This is a genomic window from Pseudonocardia parietis, assembly GCF_017876315.1.
In the GTDB taxonomy this organism is placed as follows: Bacteria; Actinomycetota; Actinomycetes; order Mycobacteriales; family Pseudonocardiaceae; genus Pseudonocardia; species Pseudonocardia parietis.
This window is the reverse complement of record NZ_JAGINU010000001.1, coordinates 1,963,578-1,979,257: the sequence shown is the minus strand read 5'-3', so window position 1 is coordinate 1,979,257 and position 15,680 is coordinate 1,963,578. Positions and strand designations below refer to the sequence as shown.

14 protein-coding genes are annotated in these 15,680 nt (G+C 70.0%); 12 read left to right on the top strand and 2 right to left on the bottom strand.

Annotation, left to right across the window (positions count from 1 at the left end):
• Positions 1-24: 24 nt before the first annotated feature.
• The 4 genes from JOF36_RS09340 to JOF36_RS09325 all read left to right on the top strand — a co-directional run bounded on the left by JOF36_RS09340 (position 25) and on the right by JOF36_RS09325 (position 4,947).
• Positions 25-795, top strand: coding sequence for an enoyl-CoA hydratase/isomerase family protein (locus JOF36_RS09340; protein WP_245350746.1), 771 nt, complete (start codon positions 25-27; stop codon positions 793-795).
• Positions 792-2,459 carry an AMP-binding protein gene (locus JOF36_RS09335; protein WP_210026196.1) on the top strand — a complete coding sequence of 556 codons (1,668 nt, stop codon included), beginning with the start codon at positions 792-794 and terminating at the stop codon, positions 2,457-2,459. Before JOF36_RS09340 ends, JOF36_RS09335 begins: the two co-directional genes overlap by 4 nt.
• A 132-nt stretch (positions 2,460-2,591) precedes the next feature.
• Positions 2,592-4,088 carry an aldehyde dehydrogenase family protein gene (locus JOF36_RS09330; protein WP_245350744.1) on the top strand — a complete coding sequence of 499 codons (1,497 nt, stop codon included), beginning with the start codon at positions 2,592-2,594 and terminating at the stop codon, positions 4,086-4,088.
• Positions 4,089-4,137: 49 nt separating this feature from the next.
• Positions 4,138-4,947, top strand: a complete 810-nt coding sequence (locus tag JOF36_RS09325) for an SDR family NAD(P)-dependent oxidoreductase (protein WP_210026194.1) — start codon at positions 4,138-4,140, stop codon at positions 4,945-4,947.
• 54 nt (positions 4,948-5,001) lie between these two features.
• Here JOF36_RS09325 and JOF36_RS09320 read toward each other — a convergent pair whose 3' ends face one another.
• Positions 5,002-6,633: a thiamine pyrophosphate-binding protein gene (locus tag JOF36_RS09320; protein WP_210026193.1), complete on the bottom strand. Its 1,632-nt coding sequence runs from the start codon at positions 6,631-6,633 to the stop codon at positions 5,002-5,004.
• 125 nt (positions 6,634-6,758) lie between these two features.
• Here JOF36_RS09320 and JOF36_RS09315 point away from each other — a divergent pair, with 125 nt between their 5' ends.
• From JOF36_RS09315 to JOF36_RS09280, 8 genes are all read left to right on the top strand, one after another.
• Positions 6,759-7,451 (top strand): class II aldolase/adducin family protein, encoded by a 693-nt coding sequence (locus tag JOF36_RS09315; RefSeq protein ID WP_210026192.1) that lies wholly within the window; start codon positions 6,759-6,761, stop codon positions 7,449-7,451.
• Between the two features lie 3 nt (positions 7,452-7,454).
• Complete coding sequence (locus JOF36_RS09310) at positions 7,455-8,717, top strand: alpha-hydroxy acid oxidase (RefSeq protein ID WP_210026191.1); 1,263 nt, start codon at positions 7,455-7,457, stop codon at positions 8,715-8,717.
• The gene (locus tag JOF36_RS09305; protein ID WP_210026190.1) at positions 8,714-9,832 is read left to right on the top strand and encodes a C4-dicarboxylate TRAP transporter substrate-binding protein; all 1,119 of its coding nucleotides are present in this window, start codon (positions 8,714-8,716) and stop codon (positions 9,830-9,832) included. The genes JOF36_RS09310 and JOF36_RS09305 overlap by 4 nt, the downstream gene beginning before the upstream one ends.
• Positions 9,829-10,416 carry a TRAP transporter small permease gene (locus JOF36_RS09300; protein ID WP_210026189.1) on the top strand — a complete coding sequence of 196 codons (588 nt, stop codon included), beginning with the start codon at positions 9,829-9,831 and terminating at the stop codon, positions 10,414-10,416. Before JOF36_RS09305 ends, JOF36_RS09300 begins: the two co-directional genes overlap by 4 nt.
• On the top strand, positions 10,413-11,801 hold the full coding sequence (locus tag JOF36_RS09295) for a TRAP transporter large permease (protein WP_210026188.1): 1,389 nt from the start codon (positions 10,413-10,415) through the stop codon (positions 11,799-11,801). Before JOF36_RS09300 ends, JOF36_RS09295 begins: the two co-directional genes overlap by 4 nt.
• A gap of 96 nt (positions 11,802-11,897) precedes the next feature.
• Positions 11,898-12,980: a TRAP transporter substrate-binding protein DctP gene (dctP, locus tag JOF36_RS09290; RefSeq protein WP_210026187.1), complete on the top strand. Its 1,083-nt coding sequence runs from the start codon at positions 11,898-11,900 to the stop codon at positions 12,978-12,980.
• Positions 12,961-13,683, top strand: a complete 723-nt coding sequence (locus tag JOF36_RS09285; RefSeq protein ID WP_210026186.1) for an EthD domain-containing protein — start codon at positions 12,961-12,963, stop codon at positions 13,681-13,683. The genes dctP and JOF36_RS09285 overlap by 20 nt, the downstream gene beginning before the upstream one ends.
• A 54-nt stretch (positions 13,684-13,737) precedes the next feature.
• On the top strand, positions 13,738-14,646 hold the full coding sequence (locus JOF36_RS09280) for an alpha/beta fold hydrolase (RefSeq protein ID WP_210026184.1): 909 nt from the start codon (positions 13,738-13,740) through the stop codon (positions 14,644-14,646).
• Positions 14,647-14,684: 38 nt separating this feature from the next.
• On the opposite strand, the gene JOF36_RS09275 is transcribed toward JOF36_RS09280, so the two are convergent.
• Entirely contained in the window at positions 14,685-15,680 is a 996-nt protein-coding gene (locus JOF36_RS09275) for an NAD(P)H-dependent flavin oxidoreductase (protein WP_210026182.1), read from the bottom strand.

The following is a 15,680-nucleotide window of genomic DNA, read 5'->3' as shown; positions in this document are numbered from 1 at the left end:
AACATTTCGGCGAGAGGAGTCCGGATGGCCGACATCGAGGTCGAGCAGCGCGGTGACGTCGCATGGATCAGGCTCAACAGGGCCGATCGGATGAACGCCTACGATCGAGCGATGGGTGAGCAACTCACCCAGGCCGTCCGGGACTCTTCCGGATCCGGCGTCATCGTGATCACCGGGAGCGGCCGGGCGTTCTGCGCCGGCGGCTACCTGGCGAACCTCGCCGATCCGGATCCGGCGGAGCTGCGGGGCATGTTCCACGCCTCGCTGGACCTCTTCGACGCGATCCGTACCTCCCCGCGGCCGGTGATCGCGGCGGTGAACGGGGCCGCGGCGGGCGGCGGGAACGAGCTCGTGGTGGCCTGCGACCTGGCCATCGCGGCGCGCAGCGCGAAGCTCGGCCAGACCGGCCCGCGGGTCGGGAGCGCACCGGTCCTGGGCGGCACGAACCTGCTCGCCGTGTCGGTGGGCGAGAAGCGGGCGAAGGAGATCTCGATGCTCTGCCGCCGCTACACCGCCGAGCAGGCGATGGAGCTGGGCTGGCTCAACGCCGTCGTCGACGACGACGAGCTCGAGGCCGAGGTGACCCGCTGGGCCGACGAGCTGCTCACCATGAGCCCGCGCTACCTGGAGATCTCCAAGATCTCCTCGAACGTCTGGTGGAACGCCTGCCGGGACAACTTCGTCTCCGGGCTGGGCATGCTCGTGCAGGCGATCGGATCGGACGACATGCGGGAGGGTGCGGCGGCCTTCATGGAGAAGCGACGCCCGCAGTTCCCGGGGAGGACTCCTTCGTGAGGTACTACCGCGATCTCCGGCCGAGCTTCGCCGACCGCTCCGGGTGGACGTTGCCCGCGGTGCTGCGGCACCGCGCCGGCACCCACGGCGACCAGGTCTTCCTCGACGTCCCGGACCAGGACGTGCGGTTGACCTACTCCGAGATGCTCGCGGTCGCCGAGCGGGTCGGCGGGGCGATGCTCGCCGGCGGCTGCACGTCGGGCGACCGGGTGCTGATCCTGGCGGCGAACAGCGCCGAGTACGTCATCGGCTGGTTCGGCGCCGCGGTCGCCGGTCTGGTCGAGGTGCCGGTCAACACCGCGTACCGGGGTTCGTTCCTCGAGCACCAGGTGCGCACGGTCGACCCCCGGGCCGCGGTGGTGGACCCGGAGTTCGTCGAGGCCCTCCTGGAGGTCGAGGCCTCCTCGATGGTCCGGACGTTCTACGTGACCGGGACGGGGCCGGACTCCGCGGCGGCGGTGGCACGGCTGCGCGAGGCCGGCCGGACCGCCGAACCGTTCGCGGCGCTCACCGACGCCGAGCCCCCGGGGTCGCTGCCCGAGGTCGGGGCCGCGGACCTGGCGGCGATCCTGTTCACCTCGGGCACCACCGGCCTGTCCAAGGGCGTGATGATGCCGCACGCCCACATGTACTTCTTCGCCGACGAGTGCGTCTCGCTCACCCGGCTCACCGACGACGACGTGTACATGTCGGTCGGTCCCCTGTTCCACGGCAACGCCCAGTTCCTGGCCGCCTACCCGGCTCTGATCGCCGGCGCCCGGTTCGTGCTGCAGCGCAAGTTCAGTGCCGGCGGCTGGGCCGGCCAGCTCCGCCGGTCCGGCGCGACCGTCACCAACTTCGTCGGCGTGATGATGGACTGGGTGCACAAGCAGCCCCGCCGCCCGGACGACGCGGACAACCGGCTGCGCTGCCTCTACGCGGTCCCGCTCGCCACGTCGATCGCGCCGGACTTCGCGGAGCGGTTCGGGATCGAGGCCTTCGTCGAGAACTTCGGGCTCACCGAGATCTCGATGCCGATCCTCACGCCCTACGGCGAGCAGCGCCCGCCCGGTGCGGCCGGTCTGCTCGTCGACGAGTACTTCGACGTGCGCCTGGTCGACCCGGAGACCGACGAGGAGGTGCCGGTCGGGCAGGTCGGCGAGCTCGTCGTGCGCGCGAAGCTGCCGTGGACCATGTGCTCCGGCTACTACGGGATGCCGGACCGGACCGTCGAGGCACAGCGCAACCTGTGGTTCCACACCGGCGACGGTCTGCGCCGTGACGCCGAGGGCTGGTACTACTTCGTCGACCGGCTCAAGGACGCGCTCCGCAGACGCGGGGAGAACATCAGCTCCTACGAGGTCGAGCAGCCGATCCTCGCCCATCCCGCCGTGGCCGACTGCACCGTGGTCGGCGTGCCCGCCGACGCCGAGGCCGGCGAGGACGAACTGCTGCTGGTCGTGGTCCCGGAGACCGGCGGCCGGCCGAGCCCCGAGGAGCTCTGGGCCTGGTGCGAGACCCGGCTCCCGGCCTTCGCGGTCCCCCGCTACATCCGGTTCGCCGACGAGTTGCCGATGACCCCTTCGGGCAAGGTACGCAAGGCCCCGCTGCGCGAGGCCGGGGTCGACGAGCACACCGCGGACCGGGAGAGCGCTGCCCGTGAGACCGCTGCCCGAGCGACCTGACCGGAGAGCAGGTCCGCCCTCTGGCCGACGCGCCAATCTATGCATATGATAGATCGAGAAAGGCTCACCGGGCAGCACCGCCCTCCACCGCGGCACCGGGAGCGGGGCAACACCTTCCCGAGGGAGGAGACCATGTCGGTCTCGACGATCACCACAGGACGAGTCGATATCCCGGTACCGGGTACGGACAAGCTCTTCATCGCGGGCAGCTGGGTCGAACCGGCTACCGATGCCACCGTCGACGTCGTGATGCCGTCGACCGGCGAGGTGGTCGCCACGGTGGCCGCGCCGGCCCCGGCCGACGCCGACGCCGCGGTGGCCGCCGCTCGCACGGCCTTCGACGAGGGCCCGTGGCCGCGCATGTCGGTCGCCGAGCGGGCGGAGGTGTGCAGCAGGTTCGCCGACGAGCTCGAGAAGCGTCTCGACACGATGAACCGGCTGTGGACCTACGAGTCCGGCTACCCCGCAGCACACGGCGAAATGATCAACAGCGGCGCCGGGCGCATGATCTGGCGATCGGCGATCGAGAAGGCTCCGACGCTCGCCTGGGAGGAGCGGCGCACCACCGCCTCGACCGACGTGCTGATCCAGCGCCAACCGGTGGGCACCGTCCTGGGCATCCTCACCTACAACGGTCCGGTCGTCCTGCTCGGCATGAAGATCATTCCGGCGCTCCTGGCCGGCAACACCGTCGTGATCAAGCCCGCGCCGGACTCCCAGCTGACCACCCGGGTGGTCGCCGAGGCGGCCCGCGCCGCGAACTTCCCGACCGGTGTGGTGAGTGTCCTGGCCGCCGGCCTGGAGACCAGCCGTCACCTCACCGCCCACCCCGGCATCGACATGATCCACATGACCGGTGGCGGCCCGGTGGCGGTCGACATCGTGGAGCGCGCCGCGCCGCGCCTCGCGCGGACCGCACTGGAGCTGGGCGGGAAGTCGCCCGCCATCATCGCCGAGGACGCCGACCTCGACTCGGTGATGGCGACGCTCGTACCCGGCGCGATCGGCGGGATGGGCCAGGTCTGCGTGGCGCTGTCCCGGATCCTGGCACCGCGCAGCCGCTACGACGAGATCGTCGACCGGCTGGCCGCCGAGTTCGGGAGGATGACGGTCGGCGACCCGTTCGAGCCGGGCACGGTGCTCGGCCCGCTCGCGAACGAGCGGGCCCTCGCCCGCACCGAGACGATGCTGTCGAAGGCGCTCGAGGAAGGTGCGCGGCTGGTCTGCGGCGGCAAGCGGCCGGCCCACCTCGACCCGGGCGGCTTCTACTTCGAGCCGACGCTCCTGGCGGATGTCACGAACGACATGTACATCGCCCAGGAGGAGGTGTTCGGCCCGGTCACGACGGTGATCCCGTACGACGGCATCGACGACGCGGTCCGGATCGCCAACGACACCCGCTTCGGGCTCGCGGCGTCCGTGTACGCCGGTGACGCCGACAGCGCGCTGGAGATCGCCAAGCGGATTCGTTCGGGCGGCGTCGCGATCAACCTGGCCGGCGTCTCGCTCACCGAACCGTTCGGCGGCGTGAAGCAGTCCGGCTGGGGACGCGAGTGTGGCGCGGAAGGCATCTTCGAGTTCACCGACATCAAGCAGATCCTGATCAGCGGGTCGTACTCCGACTCCTGATCGGACCGGTCGACACCGCCGAACAATCCGGAATCGAGGAAGGCGCATCATGGGAAAGCTCGACGGGAAGGTCGCGTTCATCACCGGAGCCGGACGCGGGCAGGGTGCATCGCACGCGAAGTACCTCGCCCGGGAAGGCGCGAAGATCATCGCGGTGGACATCTGCGACCCGATCTCGGACTTCTACTCGACCGCGACCCAGCAGGAGCTGGACGACACCGTCCAGGCCGTGAAGGAGATCGGGTCGGAAGCTCTCGGCCTCCGGGTCGACGTCCGCGACTTCGATCAGGTCAAGAACGCGGTGGACCGCGGGCTGGAGACCTTCGGGCAGATCGACATCGTCTGCAACAACGCAGGGATGATCCGGGTCGACGCCATCGACGAGATGAGCACCCACTCGCTCGACGTCGTGGTCGACATCTGCCTGAAGGGGACGTTCAACGTCGTTCGTTGCGTCGCCCCCCACATGAAGGCGCGTCGCAGCGGGACGATCATCAACACCTCCTCGGCGGGTGGCCTCAAGGCCCTGCCCTACGTGTCCCACTACGCCGCGGCCAAGGGCGGCGTCATCCTGGCCACCCAGAGCTGGGCCAACGAACTGGCCGAGTGGGACATCAACGTGAACGCGGTCGCGCCGGGGACGATCAAGACGGGCATGATCATCGGCCTGGCCGGCCAAGCAGGCCAGGACCCGGACGAGGCCTTCGAGCAGTTCAACCAGAACGGTCTGTTCAAGGGCGAGAAGGGCGTCGTCGAGGTCGACGACATCTCGAAGATGATCGTTTTCCTCGCCTCCGAGGACGCTCGCACGATCACCGGCCAGACGTTCCCGGTCGACGCGGGCTGGACCGCGTCCTAGTGCTGCGGGAGCGCCTTCCCGGGCCCTCGGGCTCACGAAGGCGCTCCCGCGCGCTCAGTGCGTGCCTCGCTGGAAGGCCTCCTCCAGCCACCCTGCCCGCACCCCGTCGGTGATCCGGCAGTCCAGCAACACCGGGCCGTCCAGGTCGGCGAGCTGCGGACGCAGCGCCTCCAGCTCCTCGAGCGAACCGACCGCATGACCCCGGGCACCCATGCTGCGGGCAACCGCATCCAGCGGTGGGGTCTCGAAGCGGCTGAGCTCGTCGGGGATGCCCGACATCCGCAGGAAGTGCATCTCGGCGCCCAACGCCCGGTCGTTGTAGACGACCACGATGACGGGGAGCCGGTAGCGCACGGCGGTGTCCAGCTCCCCCAGGCTCATCAGTAGTCCCCCGTCGCCGACCGCCACCACCGTGGTGCGATCCGGGCGCGCCACCGCGGCACCGACCGCGGCACCGATACCGAGCCCGATGGATCCGAAATCGAGCGTGAAGACGTAGTGGGACGGGTCGAGCACACCGATCTCCATCGACGGGAAGCCCATGAAGTGGCCACCGTCGACCACAAGTGTGCGGTCGGGGGCGACGAGACCGGCGATCGCGCGGGAGACGAGCCGGGGATCCATTCCGTCCGGTCCCGACTCGTCGGCGGGCGGCACGACGGCCTCGGCGATCTCCGCCGCCAGCGCGTCGGTGCGGACCCCCGGCCGCGGTGCGAGGCGTTCGCGCAGCGCACGTGCCACGTCACCGGCGTCGCCGACCAGACCGGCACGGACGGGGACATACCGGCCGAACGCACTCGGATCGACGTCGACCTGGACGACCGGGGTGCCGGGGGCGAACAGTCCGCCTCCGCGTGTGGTGAAGTGGTTGAGGCTCGCGCCGAACGCGATGACGCAGTCGGCCTCGCGGAGCAGGCGCCTTCCGAGCTCTGACGCGAACCCGCCGGCGATCCCCACGTCGAACGGGTGGCCGCGGAACCAGCTGTTGGCCGGTAGCGAGGTGGCGAGCAGAGCTCCGATGTGGTCGGCGAACGCGACGAGGTCGTCCCGCGCGTCCGCCGCCACCGCGCCCCGCCCGCCGATCACGACGGGCCGCCGGGCCGCGGCGATGACGTCGAGCGCCGGATCGAGGTCCTCCTGGGTGGTGGGCGCCGGCACCGGCACGGGCAGCGGTGCGACCGCGTCACCGTGCGGCGGGCACTGCTGTTCCTGCAGGTCCGTCGGCAGGTTCAGGGCGATCGGGCGACGTTCCACCCGGGCTCGTCGGAACGCCTCTGCCACCGCGGCCTCGGCGGTCTCGGGCGTGAGCTCCTGCACGGCGATCCCGGCGGCCGCCCAGAACGGGGCCTGGTCGATGTCCTGGGGCAGCCCGCGGACCCCGGTGGGCGTGTCCCCGGCCAACACGACCATCGGCGTGCCACCGCGCTGCGCGGTGATGAGTGCGGTGAGGGCGTTGGTCAGGCCGGGCCCCTGGGTGAACGTGCAGACTCCGACCCGGCCCGAGGAACGCGAGAAGCCGTCGGCCATCGCCACCGCGCCCGCCTCGTGACGTGCGCCGATCACGCGGACGCCGTGCGCCTCCGCCAGCTCGGGGAGCAGTTTCAGATTGCCGTCGCCCATCAGCCCGAAGACCGTCCGGACGCCGTGCGAAGCGAGCGCGGCCGCGATCGTCTCATAGACCTTCATGCATATGATGTTAACAGTTTAAGGGCGGCAGTTCAGCTTGTCCGACACCGGTACCGGCTCATGTATTGACACGCTTACGGGTGACATAAGTAGGGTCATCAATATCAGGGACGAGAGGGGAAGCTGTGTCCAGCGACGAGATCCGCTCACAGGTGCTGGAGGCCTGCCACGCGCTCGCGGCATACGAACTCGGGCCCGGGATCGGGGGCCACGTGAGCATGCGGGTGCCCGGTGAGGAGCGCTACTGGGTCAACGTGCTCGACCGGTGCTTCGAGGAGATGACCTCCGACGACATCGTTCTCATGGACTTCGACGGCACCGTGATCGAGGCCGGGCGCACGATCAGCCCGGGAATCGGTTTCCACCCCGGGATCTACCGGATCCGCCCCGACGTCGGCGCGATCGTGCACACCCACGGCTACTGGGTGACCGCACAGTCCGCCTTCGCCCGGCCGCCGCAGGCATGGCACAACCTGAGCACCTACTTCCAGGGCCGGACCGCCGTCGCGCCGGACGACGACATCGAGTCCATCGCCCCCGCCCTCGGATCGGACGACATCGCGATCGTCATACCGTGGCACGGGGCGATCACGGTCGACGCCGAACTGGGCATCGCCGCCGCGCTGCACGTGACCTTCGACTACGCGTGCAAGCTCGACGTCACCCTCTCCGACAGCTCGGCGACACCCATGCCCGATGACCACCTGCAGCACATCCGGCAGTTGCTGGGCACGGCGAACTACCTCGAGCTGACGTGGGATCTGATGCGCCGCAAGGCGGCCCGGGCGCACGGCAGCCGGCCGTCGATCGGCGCCTGAGCCGTGAACGACGTCGTCCGGCTCCTGCGGGACCAGGTGGTGGGGGCGGCCCGTGAGCTCCCCGGGGCGGCCGTCCCGGCGACCCGGGCGGCACGGCGTGTGGCAGCCGCCGGATCGGTCGCCGAGGTCCGTTCCGCCGCACGCCGCGCCCTGCCCGGAGTGATCTTCGACTTCGTCGACGGCGCGGCCGGTGACGAGCACACGGCCCGGCGCAACGTCGCCGACCTGGCCGAGTGGGAGTTCGCCCCGCGCGCGATGGTCGACGTCTCCGCGATCGACCTCAGCACCGAGGTCCTGGGCCGGCGCATCGCACTCCCGGTGCTGGGAGCCCCCAGCGGGTTGTGCGGGCTGGTCCACCACGAGGGCGAGCGCGCTCTCGCGCGAGGAGTCACCGGGGCCGGCTCGGTCTACACGCTCGCCGCGATGAGCTCCTACAGCATCGAGGAGGTCGCCGCGGCGGCGAGCGGGCCGCTGTGGTTCCAGACCTACCTGTGGCGTGACCGGGGTCTGGTGCGTGACCTCCTGGACCGGGCCCGCGTGGCCGGTTACGAGGCGCTCGTCGTCACCGTCGACGTACCGCGTGCTGCCACCCGTGACCGCGACCGGCGTAACGGCTTCGGCCTGCCGCCCCGGGTGACCGGCCGAACGGTGCTCGACGCTGCGCGGTGCCCGGCCTGGACGTGGAACTTCCTGCGCCGTCCCCGGATCTCCGCGGGGAGCGTGGCGACCGGCCCGCTCGCCGTGGGCGACTCGGTCAGCATCGCCTCCTATGTGGACCAGCAGTTCGATCCGAGTGCGACATGGTCGGACCTCGAGTGGTTGCGGGCGCAGTGGACGGGCCCGCTGGTCGTCAAGGGCCTCCTCCGGGCCGCCGACGCCGAGCGCGCGGTGGATCTGGGGGCCGACGCCGTGGTGGTGTCGAACCACGGCGGGCGCCAGCTCGACCACGTGCCGTCCTCGATCCGCTGCCTGCCTGCGGTGGTCGACGCCGTCGGCGACCGGGCCGAGGTCCTCCTCGACGGCGGCATCCGCAGGGGCGTCGACGTGCTGAAGGCCCTGGCGCTCGGCGCGAGAGCCTGCCTCGTCGGGCGACCCGTCGTCTTCGGGCTCGGGGCCGGTGGTGCCGCGGGTGTCGGCCGCGTGATGACGATCTTCGAGCAGGAGCTGCGCAGCGCCCTGGCACTGCTGGGCTGCGCGAGCGTGCGCGATCTCGACCCGAGCTTCCTGGTCCGCACCCTCACCACGACCTCCGAGGTGAACCGATGACATCGTTCCCGATTCGCCGATGGGTGAAGACCGCGGCGATCACCACGGCCGCCGCGCTCGCTCTCACCGCGTGTGCCGGTTCCGGCGGCTCCGGCGAACCCGGCCCGCAGACACTGAAGTTCGCCTACTTCTCGGGCGAGAACACCTCTTTCGGCCGGCTGTGGAGCTGGTGGATGGACGAGGTCGAGACGCGTTCGGGCGGCTCGATCACGTTCGAACGGTTCTGGGACGCGTCACTGCTCCAGGGACCCGAGATGGTCGGGGGTCTGCGTGACGGCCGGGTCGACGTGGCCCAGGTGGTCCCGCCCATGTATCCGGGCAAGTTCCCGTTGACCTCGGTCACCGAGTTGCCGTTCGTGTCCGACAACGTTCCTGCGGGCGCCGCGGCGATCGCGCAGCTGGCGCGGGAGAACGAGGCCGTACGGGAGGAGTGGTCCGGTCAGGGGCTCGAGCCGCTGGCGTGGAACATCGCCGCTCCCGGCGCGCTCGGCACGACCGAGCCGCTCACCGGCGCCGACGATCTGCGTGGCCGGTCGATCCGCGGGATCGACCGGTCGTCGAAGGTACTCGGGGCGGCCGGCGCGAACCTGGTGAACCTCGACGTGAACGAGGTCTACACCGGCATGGAACGAGGATTGATCGATGGCTTCTTCGGGATTCCCTTCGCCTTCGTCGGACCGCTGAAGTTCCAGGAGATCGCCAAGAACTACACCGATGTCGGCATGGGCATCACCACCGCGAACGCACTGGCGATGAGTGAGAAGGGGTGGGACTCACTCACCCCCGAGCAGCAGCAGATCATGACCGAGGTCTCGGCGGAGGTGCCGGCGAAGCTCGCCGAGTTCGACGGCGCCACCGAGGACGCCACGTGCGAGGCGGTGAAGGCCGCGGGAGCGACCGTGACCCGCTTCCCGCAGGCGGAGATCGACGCCCTGCGCGCGGCGGGCGAGGAGCAGGTCCGCGCCGAGTGGGTCGGTGAGGTGGCCGGCTCCGGGGTCGACGGTGCCGCCTTCTACGAGGAGTGGAAGGCGGCCGTCGCAGCCGGCGAGGCCGATCACGCCGACTACGAGCTCGGCATGACCCGCTGCACGAACGGCACGGCGGGCAGCCGATGAGCGGCCTGGTGCGGCGCGCCGTCGGGACGGCGAACAGCGTCTGTGCCCTGCTCGCCACCGCCGCACTCGTCCTGTTGATGCTGCTCACCGTGGCCGACGTGGCACGGCGCTCAGCGACCGGGCAGTCGATCGCGGGCGCGGTCGAGATCGCACCCCTGATCCTGCTCGCCGCCGTCGCGTTCGGGCTGGGCAACGGCGAGGCGACCGGTACGCACGTGCGGACGTCGCTCGTCACGGACCGGTTGCCGGCGCGCGTGCGGGCGGCCGTGCGAACCGTGGGCTACGCCGCGTGCATCGTCCTGCTCACCTGGATGACGGTGCTGTCGTTCGAGCGTGCCGTCGAGGCGTTCGAGTACAGCGACACGACCGCGGGGTTCCAGAGCCTCCCGACCTGGCCGGCCCGGGCGGTGGTGCCGATCGGCTTCGCACTCTGGGCACTCACCCTGCTGCTGCGGCTGGTCGACGACGTCCGGTTGGTGCTCGGAGCCGCCCCTCCCCCCTCGGCCGGGTCGTCCTCGACCACCCCGGCAGCGGAAGCCGCTGCCGATCCGCAGCCCGACCCGTCGCAGGAGGTCTCACGATGAGTGTGGGGATGACGATCCTTCTCGCCCTCCTGGTGTTCGCAGCGTTACTCGCGGCCCAGATGCCGGTGGCGGTCGGGCTCGCGGCGGCCGGCGCCGTGGGCCTGCTGCTGGCGGGCGGGGTGGAACAGACCGCGGGGACGCTGGCGTCGGCCGCGTATCAGGCGACGTCGACCTACGCGCTCGTCGTCATCCCGATGTTCATCCTGATGGGCGTCCTGGTGGCGAACGCAGGAGTCCTGCAGGACCTGTTCAGCCTGGCGCATCGTCTGACGCGGAAGTTCCCCGGCGGGCTCGGGGTGGCCACGGTGCTCTCGGCCGCCGGGTTCTCGGCCGTGACGGGCTCCAGCGCCGCGGCGGTGGCCACCCTCGGCCGGCTGTGCGTCGGCGAGATGCGCAAGCACGGCTACCGGATCCGGATGGCCGCGGGGATCGTGGCCGCCTCCGGCACGCTCGGCATCCTGATCCCGCCCAGCGTCGTACTCGTGATCTACGGGGTACTCACCCAGGAGTCGATCGGACAGCTGCTGCTCGGCGCGATCGTGCCGGGGATCCTCACCGCCGTCGCCTACATCGTGACGATCGTGGTGCTCGTCCTCACCGACCGGGCTCGCAGCACGCACCGTGTCCCGGAGCCTGCGACGGTGGGTGGGTCGATGCCTCCGGCCACCGGGACCCCGACGACGGTCACCGCCGAGCCGCCTCGTTCGAACCCGAGCCGGCTGCGCGAGTACGAGGCACTCGGCTACATCGTCGTGATCTTCGTCGTGGTCATGGGTGGCATCTACACCGGCGTGTTCACCGAGACCGAGGCCGGCGCCGTCGGAGCGCTCGCGGCGCTGCTGGTCCTTCTCGTGCGCAGCAGGCGGACCGAGAACGGCGTGCGGCGCGCGTTCGCCGGCGCGGTCCGGGAGACCTCCGCGATCACGAGCATGACGTTCGCGCTCCTGATCGGCGGTTCGATCTTCACCTTGTTCCTGGTCACCGAGCGCGTACCGGTGATGCTCGCCGACTGGGTCACCGGGCTCGACGTCGCCGGCTGGGTCGTGATCGTCATCTTCCTGCTGGTCCTGCTGATGCTCGGTGCCCTGCTGGACGGCGTGTCCATCCTGCTCCTGACGATGCCGCTCGCCTATCCGCTGGTGATCGAGCTCGGCTACAGCGGGGTGTGGTTCGGCATCATCGCGGTGAAGATGGTCGAGATCGGCCTGTTGACACCGCCGTTCGGACTCAACGCCTACGTCGTGGCGGGAGTCGTCGATGACGTGACGGTCGAGGACGCGTTCCGCGGAGTCGTGCCGTTCATCGTGACCGAGCTGATCCTGGTCGGGATCCTCTTCGCCTTCCCCGAGCTCGTCACCTGGTTGCCGAGCCTGATGGCGCAGTGATGCAGCGTTCCCGCACCACCGAACACGACCGGCACCACCGAACACGAAAGGCACACTGTGATTCGAACCGGACGAGCCGGTCGCACTCTGGTCGCGTTGGTCGCGACCGCGGCCGCCCTCGCTCTCGCCGGATGCGGCACGGGCGGCGCGGGCGGCGCGGGCGGTGACACGGGCACCACGACCTTGCGATTCTCCTACATGGCAGGCGAGAAGACGCCTATCGGTGAGCTGTGGACCTGGTGGCTCGACGAGGTCGAGGCACGATCCGGAGGTAGCGTCACATTCGAACGTTACTGGGACGCCACGCTCCTGAAGGCGACCGAGACGACAGAGGGTCTCCGGGACGGGCGCGCCGACATCGCTCAGGTGTTGCCGACCGTCTACCCGGGGAAGTACCCGCTCTCGAGCGTGGGTGAGCTGCCGTTCGAGAGTTCCAACCCCTCGGCCGTCGCCGAGGCTCTCGGCACCCTGTCCAGCGACGAGAGCGGTGTTCTGGCCGAGGAGTGGCACGGCCAGGGACTGACTCCGCTGGCCTGGTCGATCGGCACGTCGAGCGCCCTGGCGACCAACAAGCCGATCAGGACCGCGGCGGACCTCGACGGTATGCGGCTGCGCGCGACCGACCGCGGGAGCCAGGTCCTGCAGTCGGTCGGTGCGAACCTCATCAACATCGAGCTCGCCGAGATCTACGGCTCGATGGAGCGAGGTCTGGTCGACGGTGTCTACGGCATTCCGTTCAGCTTCGCGGGCGCACTCCACTTCCCCGAGGTCGCCCAGCACTTCACCGACCTCGGTATCGGGGTCTCCTCCGTGAACGCCCTGGCGATGAGCCAGGAGAAGTGGCGCTCACTGACCCCTGAGCAGCAGGCGATCTTCCGGGAGGTCAGCGCGGAAGCGCCGGCCAAGGTCGCCGAGTTCGATGTCGCGGGCGACAAGACGTCCTGCGAGGCGGTGAAGCAGTCGGGCGGCGACGTCCACGTGCTGGCGGAGGCCGAGTCGAACACGATCAAGGAGCGGGGAAAGGCCGCTCTCGATGCCGAGTGGCGCGAGCAGGTCGCGGCAGACGGGGCGGACGCGGAAGCGTTCTACGGTCGCTACCGCGCCGAACTCGACGCCGCCGAGAAGAAGCATGCCGGTTTCAAGACCGGCGTGCAGCGCTGTGCCGAATCCGCCCCGTGATCACTATGCCGACACCGGAGATACGATGATCGTTCGTTTGGGTATGGCACCTCGCCGGGCCGGATCCGGCTTCGAGGAGTTCCAGTCCCACTGGCGCTCGCAGCACGCCGACGTCGCCTCGCGCCTGCCCGGCCTTCGCCGTTACGTTCAGTTTCCGGCGATACTGACCGACGGGCGACCTCTACTCCCCTACCCCGGGTTCGACGCCTGTTCGGCACTCGTCTTCGACTCCGTCGACGAGATGGATGCTTCTTTCAGCTCCGACATCTTCCGCGACACCGTACAGGCCGATGAACGAGCTTTCGTCGACAAGACACGGTTCTGCGGCGTGCTCGGCGAGCAGCACCTGATCGAGGGCACGTCGTGGCCGGCCACCGGCCGGATCGTCCTGATGACGTTGTGGCGAACGGCCCCGGGTGGACGACGCGACGATCTCCTGCGGACACTGAGCGAGGGTTCGTCCGCGGCAGCGGAAAGGACGACCGAACACCTTCAGATCGTCGCCGACCCCGCAGCCCACGACGGGCGGTTCCCTGCCGCGTGCGACGCCGTCGATGTGCGCGGGTACGTGAGCGTGGACGATGCGCTCGCCGATCTCCGCAGTAGCGCCAACGACGAGTGGGAGCGCCTGCTCGCCGAATCCGGGCACGCCGTCGGCCGGCACATCGCGCGACCGGTGGACGTGCCGGTGCCGAACCACTGACCTGCGGCGGGCAGGTACCAGCGATGCTTCGCCGACGCGCTCGCCACGGATGCCGTGCCGGGCACCCACGAGGAGGACTTCGTGTTCGCCGGATTCACTCACCACGAGATCGCCGTGCCGGACGTGCGGATCAACTGCATGGTCGGCGGGACGGGGCCGCCGTTGCTGCTGCTGCACGGCTACCCACAATGTCTCGAGCAGTGGGCCGGTGCCGCCGAGTCACTCGCCGGTGACTTCACCGTCGTCGTTTCCGACCTCCGTGGATACGGCCGCTCGACCAAGCCGCATGACGACGGCGAGACCTACAGCTTCCGCAACATGAGCAATGACCAGTTGCTCGTGATGTCGGAGCTGGGGTTCCGGAATTTCGCTGTCGCCGGCCACGACCGCGGTGGCCGGGTCGCCCATCGAATGGCTCTCGACGCGCCGGAGAGGATCACCGCGTTGATCCCCTGCGACGTCGTGCCGACCTGGGCGATGTATCACGACGTCGACCGCGCCCGTGCGGCGCAGTACTGGCAGTGGTACTTCCTTCCGCTACCCGAGCCGTTCCCGGAGCGTTTGATCGGGGCGGACCCCGACTACTACTTCGAGAACTGTCTCGTGGCCAACGGAGGTGTGTCACTGGAGGACGGCTACGGCGCGGAACAACTGGCAGCATACCGACGGGCATGGCGGGACCCGGCGATGATCCACGCCTCGTGCGCGGACTACCGCGCGGGGGCCACGATCGACCTGGAGCACGACGCGGCCGATCTCGACGTCCGGCTCACCTGCCCGACCTTTCCCATCTGGGGCGCCGACGGGTTGTTGAAGGGGCTGTTCGACATCGAGGCCGAGTGGGCCGGTCGCTGTCAGAACGTCCGGGGCTCCACCGTCAGCGGTGGACACTTCTTTCCGGAGCAGTCACCGCGGGACACCGCACGCGTCATTCGGGAGGTGCTCGCCGAGGTCTCGGGATAGACGCGTTCGAGGGGGCGCGGTCACGGCGGCCCGGCACCTCAGCCTGCGGCCACCGGTGCGGGTTCCACGAGCGCGCCCCCGAGCCGGTTCCGGATGATCCCGGCGGCTTCCCGGACGATCCGGGTGACCAGCTCGTCGCAGGTGGGGATGTCGTTGATGAGCCCCTGCACCATCCCGGCGGACCAGATGCCGGCGTCGAGGTCCCCGCTCTCGTAGACGCCCACGCCGCGGGCGCCCGCGACGAGCTCGCGGACGTCCTCGAAGGCCGCGCCGTCGTTCAACCGCTCCACGACCTCGCGGCTCACCGCGTTGTCGGCCACCCGGGACGTGTTACGCAGCTGCCGGAAGATCAGCTGGGTGTCCCGCTCGCCCGCCTCGACGAGCCGGTCCTTCACGTTCTGGTGGATCCCGGACTCGACGGTCGCCATGAACCGGGTCCCCATGTTGATCCCGTCCGCACCGAGGGCGAGCGCCGCCACCAGCCCGCGGGCGTCGGCGAACCCGCCGGAGGCGAGCATCGGGATGGACAGCCGGTCCGCCGCGGCCGGGATCAGCACCAGGCCGGGGATGTCGTCCTCACCGGGGTGCCCGGCGCACTCGAAACCGTCGATGCTCACCGCGTCGACACCGAGCGACTCGGCCTTGACCGCGTGCCGCACGCTCGTGCACTTGTGGATGACCTTGATCCCGTGCGTGTGGAAGTGCTCCAGGTGCTCGATCGGGTTCGACCCGGCGGTCTCCACGATCGGCACACCCGCGTCGATGATCGCCTGCCGGTACTCGGCGTACGGCGGCGGAGTGATCGCCGGGAGGATCGTCAGGTTCACCCCGAACGGCCGGTCGGTGAGCTCGCGGCAGCGCGCGATCTCCTTCGCCAGGTCCTCCGGTGTCGGCTGGGTCAGCGCCGTGATGAACCCGAGCGCACCGGAGTTCGCCACCGCGGCGACCAGCGGGGCCCTGCCCACCCACTGCATACCGCCCTGGACGACCGGGTGCTCCACGCCGAATTCCTCGGTGAACCGGGTCCTGATCAC